The sequence below is a fragment of the Stenotrophomonas sp. 17(2023) genome, assembly GCF_030345315.1.
GTDB lineage: Bacteria > Pseudomonadota > Gammaproteobacteria > Xanthomonadales > Xanthomonadaceae > Stenotrophomonas > Stenotrophomonas acidaminiphila.
This window is the reverse complement of the sequence record NZ_CP128405.1, coordinates 1,781,885-1,798,921: the sequence shown is the minus strand read 5'-3', so window position 1 is coordinate 1,798,921 and position 17,037 is coordinate 1,781,885. Positions and strand designations below refer to the sequence as shown.

Sequence of the window (17,037 nt, the reverse complement as noted above, 5' to 3'; positions counted from 1 at the left end):
GGCTATCAGGCATTCATGCGGCCGCGTGGCGGGCGCAGTGTTCGCAACAATGGACCACGCCCGCGGACTCGATGCCATGGCCGATCACCGCGCATCGGCAATGCGCGCAGCGCGGCGCCATGGCGTGGATCGCGCATTCGAACGAATCGAAGGTGCCGGTGACGGCCCCTTGGGTCACCGTGAAACTGTTGGCATATTCATTTCCACAGACGTCGCAGGTCGCCATGGCCATGTCCTCGATGCAGATGGAGTGCTGATTGTCCGCAGCGCCGCCGCTGCCCGGCCGTGAAAGGACGTGGACGCCATGTGCATGAGGGGCCGTCAGCGGTGGCAAGCGCGCAGCAGGCGCAACGCGGCCGCCTCCAGCTGGCGTATGCCACGAAGTGCGCGCAGGGGTTCAAGCCGGCCGGCGCGCCAGGCATCGAACACGCAGGGGTCTATGTAGGACGCGCGACACACCGCCGGAGTATTGCCGAGAGTGGCCGCCACCGATGCGACCACCTGGTTCTGCATCGCGGTGCAGTGCGTCGCACTGGCATCCGCAGGCAGTGGCAACCGCACCAGTTCCATCAGGGCGGTCAGGGTTGCTCCCCATGTGCGGAAGTCCTTGGCGCTGAACGCAGCGCCGGTCGCCTGCCGCAGGTAAGCGTTGATATCGCCGGAATCGACCGGCCGCACCTGGCCGTCGTCGTCCAGGTACTGGAACAGCATCTTGCCGGGCAGGTCATGGCAACGCCGGATCAATCCCACCAGCCGGGCGTCGTCGATGTGCAGCACGTGCACGCGGCCTGACTTGCCGGCGAACCGTATCTGCGCGACGCGCTTTGCCGGCAGGCGCACGTGACGGGTGCGCAGCGTGGTCAGGCCGTAGGAGCGATTGCTGCGCGCATAGGCCGCATTGCCGACCCGCGCATACGTCCGGCCCATCACCGATACGACCAGGGCCAGGACCTTCTCGCGTGGAAGCCCGCCCAATGCAAGGTGCCGACGCACCTGCCTGCGCAGCGCCGGCAGTGCCTTCCCGAACGCCAGGATGCGATCGAACTTGTCCGTACCACGCCGCCGCACCCAGTCCGGGTGGTAGCGGTACTGCTTGCGCCCGCGCGCGTCGCGACCGGTCGCCTGCAGGTGCCCGTCGGCGCTGGTGCAGATCCAGACGTCCTTATAGGCCGGCGGGATTGCCAGCTGGCGGATCCGCTGCAGGGTCTGGCGGTCGCGCACCGTCGCACCATCGGCGTCAACGTAGCGGAAGCCCTTTCCGGCGCGCAGCCTCACGATGCCCGGTTGCCGGTCATGGACGTGGCGCAGGCGGCTCTCACCCATGGCCTGGCCCGATCATGGAAACCCATCGCGCAGGCATGGCCGCATGGCGATCCAGCACGCCGCTCACCAGGGCGGAACGACCATCACGAGTACCAGCAGCAGCACCACGGCGCCTATGAGCACCATCCAATGACCACGTTTCATCCGGACATCACCTCGCAAGCAACAATCGATCCACGGCCGCCGCGCCGCATGCGGTCCCGCGTGGATACCGGGCACACCACCGCTTCCCTTGCGCGCGGCAATACCGATGACCCATGCCCGGAACCGGAATGGAACGCGCGGCAGGACCTACAGGCATCCTCTCCGGCACTCCGTCGCAGGCACCGTGCGCAGACACTCAGTACAGGGCCGACGCGCTGGACCAGAGCGACTGCGCCGTGACCGCCGCAAGCGCCCCCAGCGACATGTAAACAACGGCTGACAGACCCCGGGAGAGCAACCGCCTCATCACCCTTCTCCTGCGATACGGCCGGGCTACAGTCATAACGCCCGCTGCGTGACCGGCGCGGGAAGATCGGTGCAGATGTCGTGAACACGGCGCTTCAATGGCCTGCCGCGATCACGTCGCAGGAATCACCGGCATGCCACCGGTAACACCCTGGCCACTGAGCACCTACTACCTGCATGCGCGCACGGGGCGGTGACTGCTCCTATCGCGTCCCGGCATCGGCCGGGGGCACCTGCCCAGGCAGGAGATCCGCAGCGCGCACGAGCGCCCATCCCCCACCAGCTGATGATGGGCGGCCAGGTGCGCGTCCGACGGCAGTGGTGGACGCGGCGTCCCGGACTGCCCTTGGCGGGCGTCCCGCTGCAGGGAACAGCCCATTGCCGGGGATACCGGCATCCGCATGGCAGGTCCGCCTTGCCGGTCGGCAGTTGCTGCTCAAGGCTGCTCTTACCAGCAGGCTTCGTGGACCCGGTTGTCCCAATGGCTGGAAAGCGCGAAGCCCCGCTTCAGCCCTGCTTTGCGGAACGCCGCATCGCGCCCTTTCCGCGCCCTCGCACAGGCATCTTCCGCGGGGCGCGCATTGCGCCGCGCAGGGGCGGTGCGCCGGGACCGCGGTGCGGCGCGCGTGGCCGGCCGAGGCACTGCGGGCGGACCCGCCGTCTGCAGCAGCCGCTGCACGGTCCAGACCTTCACCGGCGGCCCGGCGCATGGCTGGGACTGATAGGCCACCTGGCCGCCATCGAGGCACTTGAACACCTGCAGCGGCACCACGTGCGGCGCGCTGGCCGCCACCAGCAGTAACAGGAATCCAACTTTCGCCATCACCGGTTCCGTTCAGGCTGTCCGGACCCCATCATCGCGTCGGGCATGGGCGGGAAACATCAGCGGCACATCCCTGCCGGGGTCGTCACGCTGCCCTGTTCGAGGTCGGACAACCGGCCATGCGCGCATGGAGTTTTTTTTTTCACAAATGGCTTGCTCGGCCCGAAAAGCCGGGCTATCATTTCTTTCTCGGCAACAACGCAACAACGGGGCCATAGCTCAGCTGGGAGAGCGCCTGCATGGCATGCAGGAGGTCAGCGGTTCGATCCCGCTTGGCTCCACCAAATCCGGACATTAGGCCGTCTGGAAAGCCGAAAAAAACTTGATGAAGTTTACGCGTCCCCATCGTCTAGAGGCCTAGGACATCACCCTTTCACGGTGGCGACCGGGGTTCGAATCCCCGTGGGGACGCCATTCATCGAAAACAAAGACCCCGGTTTCACAAGGGTCTTTTTTGTTGGAGGCATTGCCCTGCCCAACAGGCAATGAGGAAGAGAAAAAGCTTCCACTCCGACAAAGAGTCCGGTAATATTCCGCGCTCGAAAATTTGGATACGGGGCCATAGCTCAGCTGGGAGAGCGCCTGCATGGCATGCAGGAGGTCAGCGGTTCGATCCCGCTTGGCTCCACCAAATCCGGACATTAGGCCGTTCGGATTGATTGACAACGAAGCATACGCGTCCCCATCGTCTAGAGGCCTAGGACATCACCCTTTCACGGTGGCGACCGGGGTTCGAATCCCCGTGGGGACGCCAATTCAAGGAAGCTCTGCCCAGGCAGGGCTTTTTTGTTGCCCGCAAGAAGAGGCGCTCCCCTGATCCGGCCTGCGGCCCCACTCATTGCGGCCGTAGGGCCTTGGCCAGGGCCTGGCGCAGGTCGCTCCCGGTATAGGGCTTGGCCAGCGTCACGCCGGCATCGAATATCCCGGGCAGCCGCGATGCATCCATCCCGGTCGCGACCAGGAACGGGATCCCGCGCCCGGCGAGTACCTCGGCAACCGGCGTACTGTCTTCGTCGTCGGCCAGGCAGAAATCGAGCAACGCCAGTTGCGGGTGCAGCACATCGATCATGTCCAGCGCGGACCGCACGGTTTCGGCCACGCCCACGACGTGCAATCCCTCGCGCTCGAGCTGCAACTGCAGCAGCGTCGCGTTCAAGTCGTCGTTCTCCACGATCATCACACGCATGGAGTGCAGCGAATCCATCGCCATCCCTTGCTCACGGATGACGGAAGTATAGCCATCCGGGCCCCGGGTTACTTTGCGAAAACCGCCGCCAAGGCCTGCCCAACCCCCAAGCCCTCCGTTATACTTGCGCCCCTGCCAGCCGAAGTGGCGGAATCGGTAGACGCAGCGGACTCAAAATCCGCCGCCCTTAAAAGCGTGTGGGTTCGAGTCCCACCTTCGGCACCAGCACAGCAAAGGCCAGGCAGCGATGCCTGGCCTTTTTGCGTTCGTACGTCATTCCCGCTGGACGAGCGTCGCAGGAAGGCCCCGGGCAACAGGGCCTTCCTCGCCGCGATCTCCACGGAGGTCAGCGCCGGATCAGTTGCGGCGTGCGCGTGCGAACGCCTCGGCCAGCGCATTGTTGGCCGGTGGTGCCGAACTGCCCGGGCGCGTGCCCCGCGACGGTTCGCCACGCCCACCATCACGGCGCCCCGCCGTACCCCGCCCCGCACCCTGCTCCGCGCCCTTGTCGGCGCGCCTGGCCGGTGCCGGGCTGTCGTCCAGGCGCCGGGTCAACGCGATGCGCTTGCGCGCGACATCGACCTCCAGCACCTTCACCTTGACGATATCGCCGGCCTTGACCACGTCGCGCGGGTCCTTGACGAAAGTGTCCGACAGCGCGGAGATGTGGATCAGGCCGTCCTGGTGCACGCCGATGTCGACGAACGCGCCGAAGGCGGCCACGTTGCTGACCACTCCTTCCAGCACCATGCCCTCGCGCAGGTCCTTGATGTCTTCCACGCCATCGGCGAAACGCGCCGCCTTGAACTCGGGACGCGGATCGCGGCCGGGCTTTTCCAGTTCCTTCAGGATGTCGCGCACGGTCGGCACGCCGAAGGTCTCGTCGGTGAACTGCTCGGCCTTGAGCCCACGCAGGAAGCTGCCGTCGCCCAGCAGTGTCTTGATCGGCCGCTGCGCCGCGGCGACGATGCGCTCGACCACCGGATAGGCCTCCGGGTGCACGGCCGAGGCATCCAGCGGCTCGTCGCCATCGGCGATGCGCAGGAAGCCGGCGCATTGTTCGAAGGTCTTGTCGCCCAGGCGCGGCACCTTGAGCAGGTCGCGGCGGCGCCGGAACGGGCCGTTCTCGTCGCGATGGCGGACGATGTTCTCGGCCACCGTCGACGACAGGCCCGACACCCGCGACAACAGCGCGGCCGAAGCGGTGTTGACGAACACGCCCACCGCGTTGACGCAATCCTCCACGCGCGCGTCCAGCGCCTTGGCCAGGCGGAACTGGTCCACGTCGTGCTGGTACTGGCCGACACCGATCGCCTTGGGCTCGATCTTGACCAGTTCGGCCAGCGGATCCTGCAGGCGCCGCGCGATCGATACGGCCCCGCGCAGCGACACGTCGAGGCCGGGGAACTCGCGGGCCGCGAGCTCGGACGCCGAGTACACCGAGGCACCGGCCTCACTGACCACGACCTTCTGCAGCTTCGGATTGTCGCAGGCCTTGATGACCTCCCCAGCGAGCTTGTCGGTTTCGCGGCTGGCGGTGCCGTTGCCGATGGCGATCAGTTCGACGTTGTGCCGGGCGCACAGCAGCCTGAGCGTCTGCAGCGATTGTTCCCACTGGCGCCTGGGTTCGTGCGGATAGATCGTCTCGGTCGCCAGCAGCTTGCCGGTGGCATCGACCACGGCGACCTTGCAGCCGGTGCGGATGCCCGGGTCCAGCCCGAGCACGGTCCTGGGACCGGCCGGTGCGGCCAGCAGCAGGTCCTTGAGGTTGTCGCCGAACACCGCGATGGCTTCGGCCTCGGCCTTCTCGCGGGCCTGGTTGAACAGGTCCAGCAGCAGGTGCATGTGCAGCTTCGCGCGCCAGGTCAGGCGACAGGCGTCCAGCAGCCAGCGGTCCGCCGCGCGGCCGTGGTCGGCGACGCCGGCGCTGCGCGCCACCCGGCCTTCGGCGTACTGGTGGCCGGCGTCCGCATCGCTGCCCGGATCCAGTTCGAGGAACAGGATTTCCTCGCGGCGCGCGCGGAACAGCGCCAGCAGCCGGTGCGAGGGAATCTTCGCCAGCGACTCGGCATGCTCGAAGTAATCGCGGTACTTGGCGCCTTCGGTTTCCTTGCCTTCGGCGACGCGGGCACGGATCACCCCGACCTCGCCCAGCCACTGGCGCAGCTCGCCGACCAGCGCCGCGTCCTCGCCCCAGCGTTCCATCAGGATCGCGCGCGCGCCTTCCAGCGCGGCCTTGGCATCGGCCACGCCCTTGTCGGCATCGACGAAACCGGCGGCGAAGGCCTGCGGATCCCGGGTCGGGTCTGCGAGCAGGCCGTCGGCCAGCGGTTCCAGCCCGGCTTCGCGGGCGATCTGCGCGCGGGTGCGGCGCTTGGGCTTGTACGGCAGGTACAGGTCCTCCAGCCGCGACTTGGTGTCGGCAGCCAGGATCTCGTTGCGCAGCTCGTCGCTCAGCTTGCCCTGTTCCTCGATGCTGGCAAGCACCGCGGCACGGCGGTCTTCCAGTTCGCGCAGGTAGGTCAGGCGCACTTCCAGGTTGCGCAGCTGGGTGTCGTCCAGGCCGCCGGTGACTTCCTTGCGGTAGCGGGCGATGAACGGAACGCTGGCGCCTTCATCGAGCAGGGCGATGGCGGCCTTGGCCTGTGCGGGCTGGGCGCCGATCTCGTCGGCGATGGTCTGCGCGATCTGCTGCGCGAGCTTGCTGTCTTGCATGGATTCCAGGGGCTACCGCTACTCGGGAAGCCCGCATTCTGGCAGCGCGTCCCGGGAGGGGAAAGCCATTGACAGCCCGGCCCGGGGTTGCTTCGCGCCGGTGTCGGCAGACGACCGGCGCAGCTGCCGGCGCGCCTAGCCCAGATGCCGGTTCAGGCGCTGGAAGGCAATGTCGTCGCGCAGGCTCTCCAGCACCATCACCCGCACCCTGCCCTTGCCGCTGACGTCCATCATCCGCTCCACGTAGATCTCAGGGCCAGCGTCGGTGTCCCTGCGGGTCTTGCTGAAGCCATAGGGCACCACGCCCTTCTCGCCATCCTTGCTGCCACCGATATAAAGAACGACTGCCATGGTGACCCGTACTCCTGTTGCGTCTGTAACGGCACCACTCTAGGTGGGCGGGCGTTACCAGGATGTACAAAAAAGGTTGAGGCTGCATGACCGGGCGGTTGCGCGCCGAAGACAGGTGCCGGCAACCGCTCAGGAAACACCCGGCCACCAGCCGCGCCCCTGCAATGCATAGCGGTCGGCCGCGCGCTCGAACGGATTGCGGACGCTGACCCCACCGCAGGCCAGGTAGACCGGCAGGAACAACGGCCCCAGCACCATGTACTGGAACACGTGCGCGCGCTCATGGTCGCCGAGGCGGACCTGCGGATGGCGGCAGCGGCCGGCGCGGTGTTCGTAGGTCGTACACGCCGCGTCGAGGGTATCGCCGGTGTGCAGGATCACCATGCCCAGGGTGATTGCGCCGCCCGGCCCCCACGGCCAACGATGGAACACCAGCGCGCAGTCGCGCCGGTTCCAGTGCGGCCTGGCCCCCGCCGGCATGCCCGCCAGCCCCGCGGCCAGGCCGAGCAGGGTGTTGGGCGCCGTCCACAGCGCGCCCAGCAGGCGCGCCAGGCGCAGGCCCCATGCCGCAACGCGGCCACATGCGCCTGCGGTTGCGGTGGAGGGGCGCTGCATTCGAGCCGTCAACCGCCGCGCAGCCGCAGCAACTGCTGGCGGAACCAGGGCGCGGCGTCCTGCTCGGCACGGCCCGGGCACGCCACCCGGTAGGGCTTGCCGCTGATGCTGCTGCGGCTGGCGGCACGCTCGATGAACTGTTCGGCGCTGTCGGCCAGGCCGCGCTTGAGCAGGTAGTCGTACTTGCGCTGCAGGTGGCTGCGCGCTTCGGCCGCATCGTGCCAGCTGCCGTTGCGCTGGAAGCGACAGCCCGAATCCTCCAGTGCCTGCATCAATCCACCGATCTCGGCGCGGGCGGTGGCGCCGGGCGCGGCGTGCAGCGTGGACGGAACCACCGCCACACCCAGGAGCATCGCCAGCAAGATGCCGCGCGTCATGGGCGTTCGCTCAGCCAGCCGTGGATGGCGCTGGGTACCTCGCGCTGCGCGCGTGCCGAGACATAGATGCCGATATGGCCGCCGCGGAAACCCAGCTCCGTGTAGTCGTCGCTGCCGGTGCGTTCGCGCAGTGCCCTGGACGCCGCCGGCGGCACCAGGTGGTCCTGCTCGGCGTAGATGTTGAGCACCGGCATCCGCAGGTTTTCCAGGTCCACCACCTCGGCACCGATGCGGATGCCGCCATGCATCAGCCCATTGGCCTGGTAGAACTGCTTGACGAACTCGCGGAACGCCTCGCCGGCCAGGTCGGGCGAGTCGAAGATCCACTTCTCCATGCGCAGGAAATCCTCCAGCGCCTGCCGGTCGTCGAGGATGTCCACCAGTCCCACGTATTTCTGCACATTGAGCCGGAACGGCTTGAGCATCAGGTAACTGGCGTTCATCAGGTCGGCCGGGACATTGCCCAGCGTATCGACGAACAGGTCCACGTCGACGTGCCGGGCCCAGTGCGAGAGCATGTTGTCCGCGGTGTGGAAATCCACCGGCGTGACCATGGTCACCAGGTTGCGCACCTTGTGCGGGCGCAGCGCGGCGTAGCACAGCGAGAACACCCCGCCCTGGCAGATGCCCAGCAGGTTGGGCGCCCCGCCATGCTGCGCATGCAGGTGGTCGACGGCGCCGTCGAGGTAGCGCAGCAGGTAGTCCTCCAGGGTCAGGAAACGCTCGGAGCGATCCGGGTAGCCCCAGTCCAGCACGTACACATCCTGGCCGGCGGCGAGCAGTTTCTGCACCAGCGAGCGGCCGTCCTGCAGGTCCACCATGTACGGCCGGTTGACCAGCGCGTAGACGATCATCAGCGGCGGCTGCCCGGACGGCGCCCCGCTACCGACGAAGCGGTACAGCGTGACCTTGCCGTCGCTCCACACCGGCTGGCGTTCGGTGACGCCATAGTCGACGTCCTCCATGCCCGGCAGCAGCTTCAGCCCGTCGGCCAGCTTGCGCTGCAGCTGCAGGGTCTCCTGCAGCAGGTCGTCCATGCCGAACCCGAGCGGCCCCTTCATGGCTTGCCTCCGCGCCGCGGCGTGGCCGGGCGGGACGCGGTCCTGGCCGCGCGGACGCTGGCGGGTGCGGCCGGCTTGCCGGCCTTCGTTGCCGCCGCGGGCCGGTTCTTCGGTGCGGCGCCGCCGCCGTGCGCGGACTTCGACTTCACCGTCGACTTCGCCGTCGTCCTCGCCCTCGCCTTCGCTGGCGCCGGGGCGGGCGCCGGGGCGGGCGCGGTGCCGGTCGCGGCCATGCGCCGCATCCAGCGCTCCAGTTCGGCGATGCGGCGGTGGGCGGCATCCATCTCGGTGCGCGTCGGCACTCCCATCAGCTCGCAGGCGCGCTCGAGCTCGTGCTGGGTGGCGGCGCGCAGGCGCATCTGGGTATTGGCCAGATCGGCGTAGATGCGCTGGAAATCCTCGGACATGGCCACCGTGGCATAGGCCTCTTCGGCGGCGTCGATCCACAGGTCGAACATCGCGCGGGCACTGGTGAGCTGGCTGCCGGGGGCCTCGTGCTCGGCCAGCTTGGCCTCGAAGCGATGGAAGGCATCATCCAGCACGCCGCGGATGGAGCCGACATAGGCCTCCATGCGCGCCTGGTGCTCCTGCTGCGCACGCAGCAAGGCCTGCCAGCGCGCCTGGTGCTCGCGGGCCGGGCCGAAGGTCGGCGCGTTCAGCCAGCCGCCCTCGCCATGGCCGGACTGCAGCGCATGGACGAAATCGCGAATCCAGGGCTGGTCGCCCAGCGCGTTGCCACCGCGGGCCGCATCGAGCATCCAGCGCACCATGGCGTCGCCCTGCCCCTCCACGGCGTCGCGCCAGGCGCCGGCGACTTCGGCGGCACTGCTGTCGCGGCCGGCGAAACGGGCCGCGACCTGCTGCATCGTGCCCAGCCAGTCACCGGCCTGCTGCTGGAAGCGGGCGCCGAGCTCATGCACCTGCGGCGCGGCGCCGGTGCTGACCAGCCGCGTCCACTGCGCGATGCCCTCCTGCCAGGGAAAGGCGTCCGGCGCGCCTGCGGCGCCCTGGCCCACGGCCTGCTGCCATGCCTCCCAGGCGCGCTTCAGGCCGGCGTCGAAACCCGTGCTGTCGTTGTCCTCGGCCACTGCCGCTGCCCTGCTCCGCCGTTGTCACGACGATGATAGCAACGCGGCCGCGCCGCAGCGGTCAGGGCTTGGGAATATGCAGGGTCTTGCTGATCATCAGCGAACCGGACAACGCGAACAGCAGCACCAGCGGATGCAGCTGCCACGGCCCCAGTTGCCAGACGCCGCCCCACAGGTTGGCGCCGATCGCGCCGAAATGGGCCGCCATCGCCAGCACGACCACCAGCGCCAGGCTGGTGGGGATCGGGGTTCCCTCGAAGTACGGGACCTTGTCCGAGTCGCCGGCGATTTCCTCGGCGGTGACGTTGTAGCGCGCCAGCCGGCTGACGCCGCAGCAGACGAAGTAGCTCAGCACCAGCCAGTCCCAGCCGCCCTGCATGCCGCAGGCGTAGGCCAGCGCGGCGGGGGCGACGCCGAAGGAGATCACGTCGGCCAGCGAATCCAGTTCGCGCCCCAGGGTGGAGGACGACTGCCGCCAGCGGGCGATACGGCCATCGAGCGCATCGAACACGAACGCCAGCGGGATCAGCGCCATGCCGAACAGCAGGAAGCCGCGCTGGCCGTCCTGCAGGAAGCGCATCGCCGCAAACACCGCACCGGTGCCGCAGAAGGCGTTGCCAAGCGTGAACCAGTCCGCGAGGCGGAACTCGCGCAGCATCGAGAAGTGACGTTTCATGGGGACTCGCCGGACATGTACCCGGACAGGTTACCGCGAGCGCCCACGACCGCGACAGCACCGCGGGCACCGGACACCCACCTTGCGCCGGCACACCGGGGATCGCCATCATCGGTCATGGACCCGCCGCCGCCACGTCCGCCCCCCCTGAACGGACGACGACGATGCTGGACATTCCCACCCTGGCCGCACAGTTGCGGCACCCCCATGGCGACGCCGCAATGGCCGTGGCCGAGTCGATGAACCGCAGCAATGGCGCGCTGAACCGCGCCGCGATCGCATTGCTGGCCGTCCAGGCCAACGAGCACATTCTGGAAATCGGCCCCGGCAACGCGGCCTTTGCCCCGCTGCTGCTCGCCGCACCCGGCAGCCGTTACCTGGGCATCGAGCTGTCCAGCGAGATGGTCCGCGCCGGCAACGCGCTCCTGCGCGGCAACGGGCTCGCCGGGCGCGCGCAGCTGCAGGCCGGCGATGCGCAGGCGCTTGCCGTGGGCAACGCCCGCTTCGACGCCGTACTGGCCGTGAACACCCTGTACTTCTGGCCGGACCTGCCCGGCGTCCTGGCGCGGCTGGCCGCGGCGCTGCGCCCCGGGGGCCGGCTGTGCCTGGCCTTCGGCGATGCCGCGTTCATGCGCAGCCTGCCCTTCACCGCCCATGGCTTCCACCTGTACGAACGGGCCCGGGTCGAGCACGCGCTGCACGCCAGCGGCTTCCCGGCCTGGATCCACCGGACCCACGCCGAAACCGGCACCAGCAACGACGGCCGCCGGGTCGACAAGCAGTTCCACCTGCTGCTGGCCCGGCGCGGCTGACGCTTACAGGCGGCTATAGCTCCAGGACTGCATGCGGCCGTCGCGGTACGGCATCACCCCGTGGAACGGCCGCGGATCGGCATCGAACACCAGTGGCAGGAAATGGCGGTCGCCCTCCCACAGCGGCAGCGACTCGAGCCGGTCCACCGGCACCCATTCCAGCGTGCCCTCGGGGTTGGACTGCAGCGGCGTGCCGGTCCAGTCGTCGATCACGAACACGAAGGCGAACCAGTCTTCGCCGTGCTTGCCGAAGCCCGGCCAGCTCAGGGTGCCGCGCAGGCGGGTGGTGCCGCATTCGATCCCGGCTTCCTCGCGGATCTCGCGGTGCATGCATGCCAGCGCGTCTTCCTCCGGCTCCATCTTGCCGCCCAACCCGTTGTACTTGCCCAGGTGCATGTCGCCGGGACGGGTGTTGCGATGGATCATCAGGGCCTGGGTGCCGTCCCTGGACATCACGTATCCCAGGGTGGCGAGAATCGGGGTATAGGGCATCGGAATCGGGGCGTGCGGCGAAAACACGCAGTATGACCGATCGCCCCGCCACGCGAATGCGGCGCCGGGAACGGCGCGCCCGGCACCGGCATCGTCCGCGCGTGCGCCGGGCTCACATCGGCATGCCGGCCTCGTCGAGCCGGCGCAGGGTGGCCACGCCATGCCCGCGCTCGGCCAGGTATTCCAGCCATTTGCCGAGGAAGGTATTCATGCGCAGGCGATGGCTGACCAGTTCGTCCGCCGGGGGATACATGCCGATCGCGTCCTGCCAGCGCCGGCCGACATAGCAGTGGGTGGTCTCCACCTGCTTCGCATCGCGGTACAGGCGCACGTAGGCCGACGGATCGGGCTCGCCGGTCAGCGGGTCGAGGATGCCATAGGTCATGCGCAGTTCGACCGTGTAGCGGTGGCACTCGATCACGTCCAGGTACAGGTCCAGGCCATCGCCGATGGATGAGGCATAGCGCCCCTGGTGCAGGTGGTCCGGTGCGAACAGCCGCACCAGGTGCTGGTAGTTTTCCGCGTACAGCCCCATCAGCCAGCCAAGGCGACCAAGCCGGGGAATGCGATCGACGCGGGAAAGAGCCTGGTTCATGGGGTGATCGTACACGGCCCCCCTGGCCGCGGCATGCGCTGCGGCGGCCTCAGAACATCTCCCGCTGCAGCCCCAGCGTGCCGAGCACCTTGCTGGAGATCTCCTCGATCGAGGTATGCGTCGTGCTCAGGGTCGGGATGCGCTCCATCCTGAACATGGTTTCGGCCGCGGCCACCTCGCGGCGGCAGACCTCGGCGCTGGCGTAGCGCGAATTGGGCCGCCGCTCCTGGCGGATCTGCTGCAGCCGCTCGGGGTCGATGGTCAGCCCGAACAGCTTGTGCCGGTACGGGCGCAGCCGCGGCGGCAGGCGGTCGCTCTCCAGGTCCTCCTCGGTCAACGGATAGTTGGCCGCGCGGATGCCGTAGTGCAGCGCCAGGTAGATGCAGGTCGGGGTCTTGCCGGCGCGCGACACGGCCACCAGCACCACGTCGGCCTCGTCGTAGTTCACCGCGATGCCGTCATCGTGGCTCAGGGCGAAGTTCATGGCGTTGATGCGGCGGTGGTAGGTGTCGAAGTCCACCATGCCGTGGGCCTGGCCGATCTTGGAGTGGCGGGTGGCCTCCAGTTCCTGTTCCAGCGGGCCGATGAACGGCACGAACACGTCCAGTACCAGTGCCCCGCTCTCCTCCAGGATCCGCCCCAGCGCCGAGTCGACGCAGGAGCTGACCACGATCGGCCGGACCTGGTAGCGCTCGCCCGCGGCGCGGATGCGGCGTGCGGCGTCGTGCGCCTTGTTGGCATCGTCCACGAACGACATGCGATCGGTCACGAAACTGAAGCCGGAGAACTGGGTCAACAGGCTGTGGCCCACGGTCTCGGCAGTGATGCCGGTACCGTCCGAGACATAGAACACCGGTCGGATCGCCGTCATGCAGGACTCCTTTGGAGGGGGAATGGCGCGGGGGGCGACGGATGACCCGCCGCTGTCCCGGGAAAGACAAGCACAAGACAAAGTAATGTCACAAGCTTGTGCCGCTTAGGTGTGCACTGCATCATATTGGCTTCTTCCTACGGACGTGGCCATACCAGCCCGCCTCGGGCGATGGCCTCAACGGAGCATCGCGCTTGAACGAGAACATCCTGTGGTTGCATGAACTGCGCTTGGCCGACCTGGCCCGCGTGGGGGGCAAGAATTCCTCGCTCGGCGAGATGATCGGCAACCTTGCCGGCCTGGGAGTCTCGGTACCTGGCGGCTATGCCACCACCGCCGAAGCGTTCAAGGACTTCATCGCCCACAACGACCTGTCCAAGCGCATCTTCGACCGCCTGGCCACGCTGGACGTGGAAGACGTCAACGCGCTGACCGCGGCCGGCGGCGAGATCCGCGGCTGGGTGATCGACGCGCCGCTGCAGCCGGCGCTGGACAAGGACATCCGCGACGCCTACGCGCGCCTGTGCGCCGACAACGGCGGCGGCGAAGTGGCCGTGGCGGTGCGTTCCTCGGCCACCGCCGAGGACCTGCCCGATGCCTCCTTCGCCGGCCAGCAGGAGACCTTCCTCAACGTCACCGGCGCCGACGACGTCGTGCGCAAGGTCAAGGAAGTGTTCGCCTCGCTGTACAACGACCGCGCCATTGCCTACCGCGTGCACCATGGCTTCAAGCACGAGGACGTGTTCCTGTCCGCCGGCGTGCAGCTGATGGTGCGCTCGGGCGTGGGCTCGTCGGGCGTGCTGTTCACCCTGGACACCGAATCGGGCTTCCGCGACGTGGTGTTCGTCACCTCCTCGTTCGGCCTGGGCGAGATGGTCGTGCAGGGTGCGGTCAACCCGGACGAGTTCTACGTCTACAAGCCCACCCTGCAGGCCGGCAAGCCGGCGATCCTGCGCCGCGCGCTCGGCAGCAAGGCGATCCGCATGGTGTATTCGGATGTCCCCGGCGAGCGGGTCAAGGTCGAGGACACCCCGGCCGAACTGCGCAACACCTTCTCGATCAGCGACGAAGACGTGCACGAGCTGTCCCGGCAGGCGCTGACGATCGAGAAGCACTACGGCCGCCCGATGGACATCGAGTGGGCCAAGGACGGGGTCAGCGGCAAGCTGTTCATCGTGCAGGCGCGCCCGGAAACGGTGAAGTCGCGCAGCCATGCCACCCAGATCGAGCGCTTCGCGCTGACCGAAAAGGGCGGCAAGGTACTGGCCGAAGGCCGTGCGGTCGGCGCCAAGATCGGTGCCGGCGTGGCCCGCGTGGTCAAGACCCTGGACGACATGAACCGCGTGCAGCCCGGCGACGTGCTGATCGCCGACATGACCGACCCCGACTGGGAGCCGGTGATGAAGCGGGCCTCGGCCATCGTCACCAACCGCGGTGGCCGTACCTGCCACGCGGCGATCATCGCCCGCGAGCTGGGCGTGCCGGCCGTGGTCGGCTCGGGCAACGCGACCCAGGTCATCGAGGACGGCCAGCTGGTCACCGTCAGCTGCGCCGAGGGCGATACCGGCTTCATCTATGAAGGCAAGCTGGGCTTCGAGCGCGCGACCACCGACCTGGGCAACATGCCGCCGGCGCCGCTGAAGATCATGATGAACGTGGCCAACCCCGAGCGCGCCTTCGATTTCGGCCAGCTGCCGAACGCCGGCATCGGCCTGGCCCGCCTGGAAATGATCATCGCCAGCCACATCGGCGTGCACCCGAACGCGCTGCTGCAGTACGACCGCCAGGATGCGGCCACGAAGAAGAAGATCGACGAGAAGATCGCCGGCTACAAGGATCCGGTGAGCTTCTACGTGGACCGCCTGGCCGAAGGCATCGCCACCCTCACCGCCTCGGTCGCGCCGAACCCGGTGATCGTGCGCCTGTCGGACTTCAAGTCCAACGAGTACGCCAACCTGATCGGCGGCAGCAATTACGAGCCGCATGAAGAGAACCCGATGATCGGCTTCCGCGGCGCCAGCCGTTACGTCGACCCGAGCTTCTCGGCCGCGTTCGCCCTGGAGTGCCAGGCCGTGCTGCGCGTGCGCAACGAGATGGGCCTGGACAACCTGTGGGTGATGATCCCGTTCGTGCGCACCCTGGAGGAAGGCCGCAAGGTGGTCGAGGTGCTGGCGCAGAACGGCCTCAAGCAGGGCGAGAACGGCCTGAAGATCATCATGATGTGCGAGGTGCCGTCCAACGCGCTGCTCGCCGACGAGTTCCTGGAGATCTTCGATGGCTTCTCGATCGGCTCCAACGACCTGACCCAGCTCACGCTCGGCCTGGACCGCGACTCCTCCATCGTCGCCCACCTGTTCGACGAGCGGAATCCGGCGGTCAAGAAGCTGCTGTCGATGGCGATCAAGGCCGCCCGTGCCAAGGGCAAGTACGTCGGCATCTGCGGCCAGGGCCCGTCCGACCATCCGGATCTGGCCGAATGGCTGATGCAGGAAGGCATCGAGTCGGTGTCGCTGAACCCGGATACCGTGGTCGACACCTGGCTGCGACTGGCCAAGAGCAAGGCCGCGTCCTGATCCAGGCACGCGCGATGGCCCGCTGATCCAGACCAGGCCCCGGGAAACCGGGGCCTTGTTTCATGCGCCCCCGGCGGCGCCGGCCGGCACGCCTGTCCGGCCCGGGGAACTCCGGAAAAGACAACGCCCCGCGAGGGGGCGTTGTCTCCTTGCGAACTTCGGGATGGCCGCGCCATCCACCGGGCTCAACGCCGGGTGGACGCCGCATCCACCGCTGCCGTCTGCGTCACCACCTGGCCGTCGATGACCGGCAGGCGATCGCTGGCCGGCTTGTCATCCATGCGGACCTTCTTTTCCTGCCCGTTGAAACGGTAGGTGACGTCGTAGCCGACCGTGCGGCTGGCATTGCCGAGGGCGACGCGGCTGCCCGGCTGCTTGTCCATGCGCATGCTGCCGGTGCTGCCGTCGGCCTTGCGGTAGGTGACGTTGTAGCCGGTGACCCGCGAGGATTCCGACGCGGTCTGCTCGGTATGGCACTGGCGCTCGGTACGCTGCACCACGCGACCGCCGACATGGCGCTTGTCGATCTGGTTGCCGATCACCCCGCCGGCGACCGCACCGGCCGCGGTCGCCGCCTTGCGGCCGTCGCCCTTGCCCACCTGGTTGCCCAGCAGGCCACCGATGACCGCACCGGCAACCGTGCCGCCGACGTTGCCATCGCGCTCGGGCAGGCGCTCCTGCACCACCACGTCCTCGCACACCTCGCGCGGCACCGTGGTGGTGGATGTCTCGCGGACCGGCTCGCTGCCGATCACGGTGGCATAGGCCGGTTCGCTGCGGGTGACCGGCTCGACCTTGAGCACGTCGGCGTACTCCAGCGTGCCCTGGCTCGGGGCGAGGGCATTGCCGGCCGCCGCGTCATCGGCCAGCGGTGTGCTGTCCAGCACCGGCGTTCCACCCTGCGCCAGCGGCGCGGCCTTGTCGCGGCTGCTCATGAACGCGGCGGTGGCGATACCTCCCACCAGCAAGGCACCGGCAGCCACCAGAACAGTAGTCGTGTTGCTCTTCATCGTCTGCTCCCAGCGGGTC

Annotated in this window: 17 protein-coding genes and 5 tRNA genes; 7 read left to right on the top strand and 15 right to left on the bottom strand. The window is 68.2% G+C overall.

The genetic code is table 11. The annotated features are described in order from the left end of the window. Positions 1–13 precede the first annotated feature (13 nt). From QQA12_RS08115 to QQA12_RS08105, 3 genes are all read right to left on the bottom strand, one after another. Positions 14–226 (bottom strand): hypothetical protein, encoded by a 213-nt coding sequence (locus tag QQA12_RS08115; RefSeq protein ID WP_054668664.1) that lies wholly within the window; start codon positions 224–226, stop codon positions 14–16. A 95-nt stretch (positions 227–321) separates the two neighbouring features. Further along, positions 322–1,323: a DNA topoisomerase IB gene (locus QQA12_RS08110; RefSeq protein WP_226050408.1), complete on the bottom strand. Its 1,002-nt coding sequence runs from the start codon at positions 1,321–1,323 to the stop codon at positions 322–324. A gap of 898 nt (positions 1,324–2,221) precedes the next feature. Then, complete coding sequence (locus QQA12_RS08105; protein WP_054665411.1) at positions 2,222–2,596, bottom strand: hypothetical protein; 375 nt, start codon at positions 2,594–2,596, stop codon at positions 2,222–2,224. A gap of 208 nt (positions 2,597–2,804) precedes the next feature. Between QQA12_RS08105 and QQA12_RS08100 the strand changes: the two genes are divergently transcribed. The 4 genes from QQA12_RS08100 to QQA12_RS08085 all read left to right on the top strand — a co-directional run bounded on the left by QQA12_RS08100 (position 2,805) and on the right by QQA12_RS08085 (position 3,350). Then, a tRNA-Ala gene (locus QQA12_RS08100) sits at positions 2,805–2,880 on the top strand. A gap of 54 nt (positions 2,881–2,934) precedes the next feature. After that, positions 2,935–3,010 (top strand) — tRNA-Glu (locus tag QQA12_RS08095). Between the two features lie 141 nt (positions 3,011–3,151). After that, positions 3,152–3,227: transfer RNA gene (locus tag QQA12_RS08090), tRNA-Ala, on the top strand. 47 nt (positions 3,228–3,274) lie between these two features. Beyond that, positions 3,275–3,350 (top strand) — tRNA-Glu (locus QQA12_RS08085). A gap of 81 nt (positions 3,351–3,431) precedes the next feature. Here the strand turns inward: QQA12_RS08085 and QQA12_RS08080 are convergent. After that, on the bottom strand, positions 3,432–3,800 hold the full coding sequence (locus QQA12_RS08080) for a response regulator (RefSeq protein ID WP_054668663.1): 369 nt from the start codon (positions 3,798–3,800) through the stop codon (positions 3,432–3,434). 120 nt (positions 3,801–3,920) lie between these two features. On the opposite strand from QQA12_RS08080, the gene QQA12_RS08075 reads away from it, so the two are divergent. Continuing rightward, positions 3,921–4,007, top strand: a tRNA-Leu gene (locus QQA12_RS08075). A gap of 132 nt (positions 4,008–4,139) precedes the next feature. Here the strand turns inward: QQA12_RS08075 and QQA12_RS08070 are convergent. The 7 genes from QQA12_RS08070 to QQA12_RS08040 form a co-directional block, all read right to left on the bottom strand. Next, on the bottom strand, positions 4,140–6,497 hold the full coding sequence (locus QQA12_RS08070) for a Tex family protein (protein ID WP_226050406.1): 2,358 nt from the start codon (positions 6,495–6,497) through the stop codon (positions 4,140–4,142). A gap of 135 nt (positions 6,498–6,632) precedes the next feature. After that, positions 6,633–6,848, bottom strand: coding sequence for a hypothetical protein (locus QQA12_RS08065; RefSeq protein WP_054665407.1), 216 nt, complete (start codon positions 6,846–6,848; stop codon positions 6,633–6,635). A gap of 129 nt (positions 6,849–6,977) precedes the next feature. Next, a complete protein-coding gene (locus tag QQA12_RS08060) occupies positions 6,978–7,463 on the bottom strand; it encodes a hypothetical protein (protein WP_226050405.1) in 486 nt (161 codons plus the stop codon). 8 nt (positions 7,464–7,471) lie between these two features. Next, positions 7,472–7,840, bottom strand: coding sequence for a DUF5329 domain-containing protein (locus tag QQA12_RS08055; protein WP_226050404.1), 369 nt, complete (start codon positions 7,838–7,840; stop codon positions 7,472–7,474). After that, on the bottom strand, positions 7,837–8,901 hold the full coding sequence (gene phaC, locus QQA12_RS08050) for a class III poly(R)-hydroxyalkanoic acid synthase subunit PhaC (RefSeq protein ID WP_226050403.1): 1,065 nt from the start codon (positions 8,899–8,901) through the stop codon (positions 7,837–7,839). Before phaC ends, QQA12_RS08055 begins: the two co-directional genes overlap by 4 nt. Next, the gene (gene phaE / locus QQA12_RS08045; protein WP_226050402.1) at positions 8,898–9,989 is read right to left on the bottom strand and encodes a class III poly(R)-hydroxyalkanoic acid synthase subunit PhaE; all 1,092 of its coding nucleotides are present in this window, start codon (positions 9,987–9,989) and stop codon (positions 8,898–8,900) included. Before phaE ends, phaC begins: the two co-directional genes overlap by 4 nt. A 61-nt stretch (positions 9,990–10,050) precedes the next feature. Beyond that, positions 10,051–10,665 (bottom strand): CDP-alcohol phosphatidyltransferase family protein, encoded by a 615-nt coding sequence (locus QQA12_RS08040; RefSeq protein WP_056932126.1) that lies wholly within the window; start codon positions 10,663–10,665, stop codon positions 10,051–10,053. A 164-nt stretch (positions 10,666–10,829) separates the two neighbouring features. Here QQA12_RS08040 and QQA12_RS08035 point away from each other — a divergent pair, with 164 nt between their 5' ends. Continuing rightward, positions 10,830–11,477: a class I SAM-dependent methyltransferase gene (locus QQA12_RS08035; RefSeq protein WP_226050401.1), complete on the top strand. Its 648-nt coding sequence runs from the start codon at positions 10,830–10,832 to the stop codon at positions 11,475–11,477. A gap of 3 nt (positions 11,478–11,480) precedes the next feature. On the opposite strand, the gene QQA12_RS08030 is transcribed toward QQA12_RS08035, so the two are convergent. The 3 genes from QQA12_RS08030 to QQA12_RS08020 all read right to left on the bottom strand — a co-directional run bounded on the left by QQA12_RS08030 (position 11,481) and on the right by QQA12_RS08020 (position 13,435). Continuing rightward, positions 11,481–11,969, bottom strand: a complete 489-nt coding sequence (locus QQA12_RS08030) for an 8-oxo-dGTP diphosphatase (RefSeq protein ID WP_054665390.1) — start codon at positions 11,967–11,969, stop codon at positions 11,481–11,483. A 112-nt stretch (positions 11,970–12,081) separates the two neighbouring features. Next, positions 12,082–12,564, bottom strand: coding sequence for a DUF1249 domain-containing protein (locus tag QQA12_RS08025; RefSeq protein WP_226050400.1), 483 nt, complete (start codon positions 12,562–12,564; stop codon positions 12,082–12,084). 49 nt (positions 12,565–12,613) lie between these two features. Then, on the bottom strand, positions 12,614–13,435 hold the full coding sequence (locus QQA12_RS08020) for a pyruvate, water dikinase regulatory protein (RefSeq protein WP_054665384.1): 822 nt from the start codon (positions 13,433–13,435) through the stop codon (positions 12,614–12,616). 194 nt (positions 13,436–13,629) lie between these two features. On the opposite strand from QQA12_RS08020, the gene ppsA reads away from it, so the two are divergent. Beyond that, complete coding sequence (gene ppsA, locus QQA12_RS08015; RefSeq protein ID WP_054665381.1) at positions 13,630–16,008, top strand: phosphoenolpyruvate synthase; 2,379 nt, start codon at positions 13,630–13,632, stop codon at positions 16,006–16,008. A gap of 185 nt (positions 16,009–16,193) precedes the next feature. Here the strand turns inward: ppsA and QQA12_RS08010 are convergent, their stop codons facing one another. Further along, positions 16,194–17,018 carry a glycine zipper 2TM domain-containing protein gene (locus QQA12_RS08010; RefSeq protein ID WP_056932123.1) on the bottom strand — a complete coding sequence of 275 codons (825 nt, stop codon included), beginning with the start codon at positions 17,016–17,018 and terminating at the stop codon, positions 16,194–16,196. Between the last annotated feature and the right edge of the window lie 19 nt (positions 17,019–17,037).

Coding starts and splice junctions, on each gene's coding strand:
- QQA12_RS08115 (WP_054668664.1), bottom strand. CDS start 226: ATGGCGACCTGCGACGTCTGTGGAAATGAATATGCCAACAGTTTCACG.
- QQA12_RS08070 (WP_226050406.1), bottom strand. CDS start 6,497: ATGCAAGACAGCAAGCTCGCGCAGCAGATCGCGCAGACCATCGCCGAC.
- QQA12_RS08010 (WP_056932123.1), bottom strand. CDS start 17,018: ATGAAGAGCAACACGACTACTGTTCTGGTGGCTGCCGGTGCCTTGCTG.
- QQA12_RS08035 (WP_226050401.1), top strand. CDS start 10,830: ATGCTGGACATTCCCACCCTGGCCGCACAGTTGCGGCACCCCCATGGC.
- QQA12_RS08020 (WP_054665384.1), bottom strand. CDS start 13,435: ATGACGGCGATCCGACCGGTGTTCTATGTCTCGGACGGTACCGGCATC.
- QQA12_RS08080 (WP_054668663.1), bottom strand. CDS start 3,800: ATGGATTCGCTGCACTCCATGCGTGTGATGATCGTGGAGAACGACGAC.
- phaC (WP_226050403.1), bottom strand. CDS start 8,901: ATGAAGGGGCCGCTCGGGTTCGGCATGGACGACCTGCTGCAGGAGACC.
- QQA12_RS08065 (WP_054665407.1), bottom strand. CDS start 6,848: ATGGCAGTCGTTCTTTATATCGGTGGCAGCAAGGATGGCGAGAAGGGC.
- QQA12_RS08025 (WP_226050400.1), bottom strand. CDS start 12,564: ATGAACCAGGCTCTTTCCCGCGTCGATCGCATTCCCCGGCTTGGTCGC.
- QQA12_RS08055 (WP_226050404.1), bottom strand. CDS start 7,840: ATGACGCGCGGCATCTTGCTGGCGATGCTCCTGGGTGTGGCGGTGGTT.
- QQA12_RS08060 (WP_226050405.1), bottom strand. CDS start 7,463: ATGCAGCGCCCCTCCACCGCAACCGCAGGCGCATGTGGCCGCGTTGCG.
- QQA12_RS08030 (WP_054665390.1), bottom strand. CDS start 11,969: ATGCCCTATACCCCGATTCTCGCCACCCTGGGATACGTGATGTCCAGG.
- QQA12_RS08110 (WP_226050408.1), bottom strand. CDS start 1,323: ATGGGTGAGAGCCGCCTGCGCCACGTCCATGACCGGCAACCGGGCATC.
- QQA12_RS08105 (WP_054665411.1), bottom strand. CDS start 2,596: ATGGCGAAAGTTGGATTCCTGTTACTGCTGGTGGCGGCCAGCGCGCCG.
- QQA12_RS08040 (WP_056932126.1), bottom strand. CDS start 10,665: ATGAAACGTCACTTCTCGATGCTGCGCGAGTTCCGCCTCGCGGACTGG.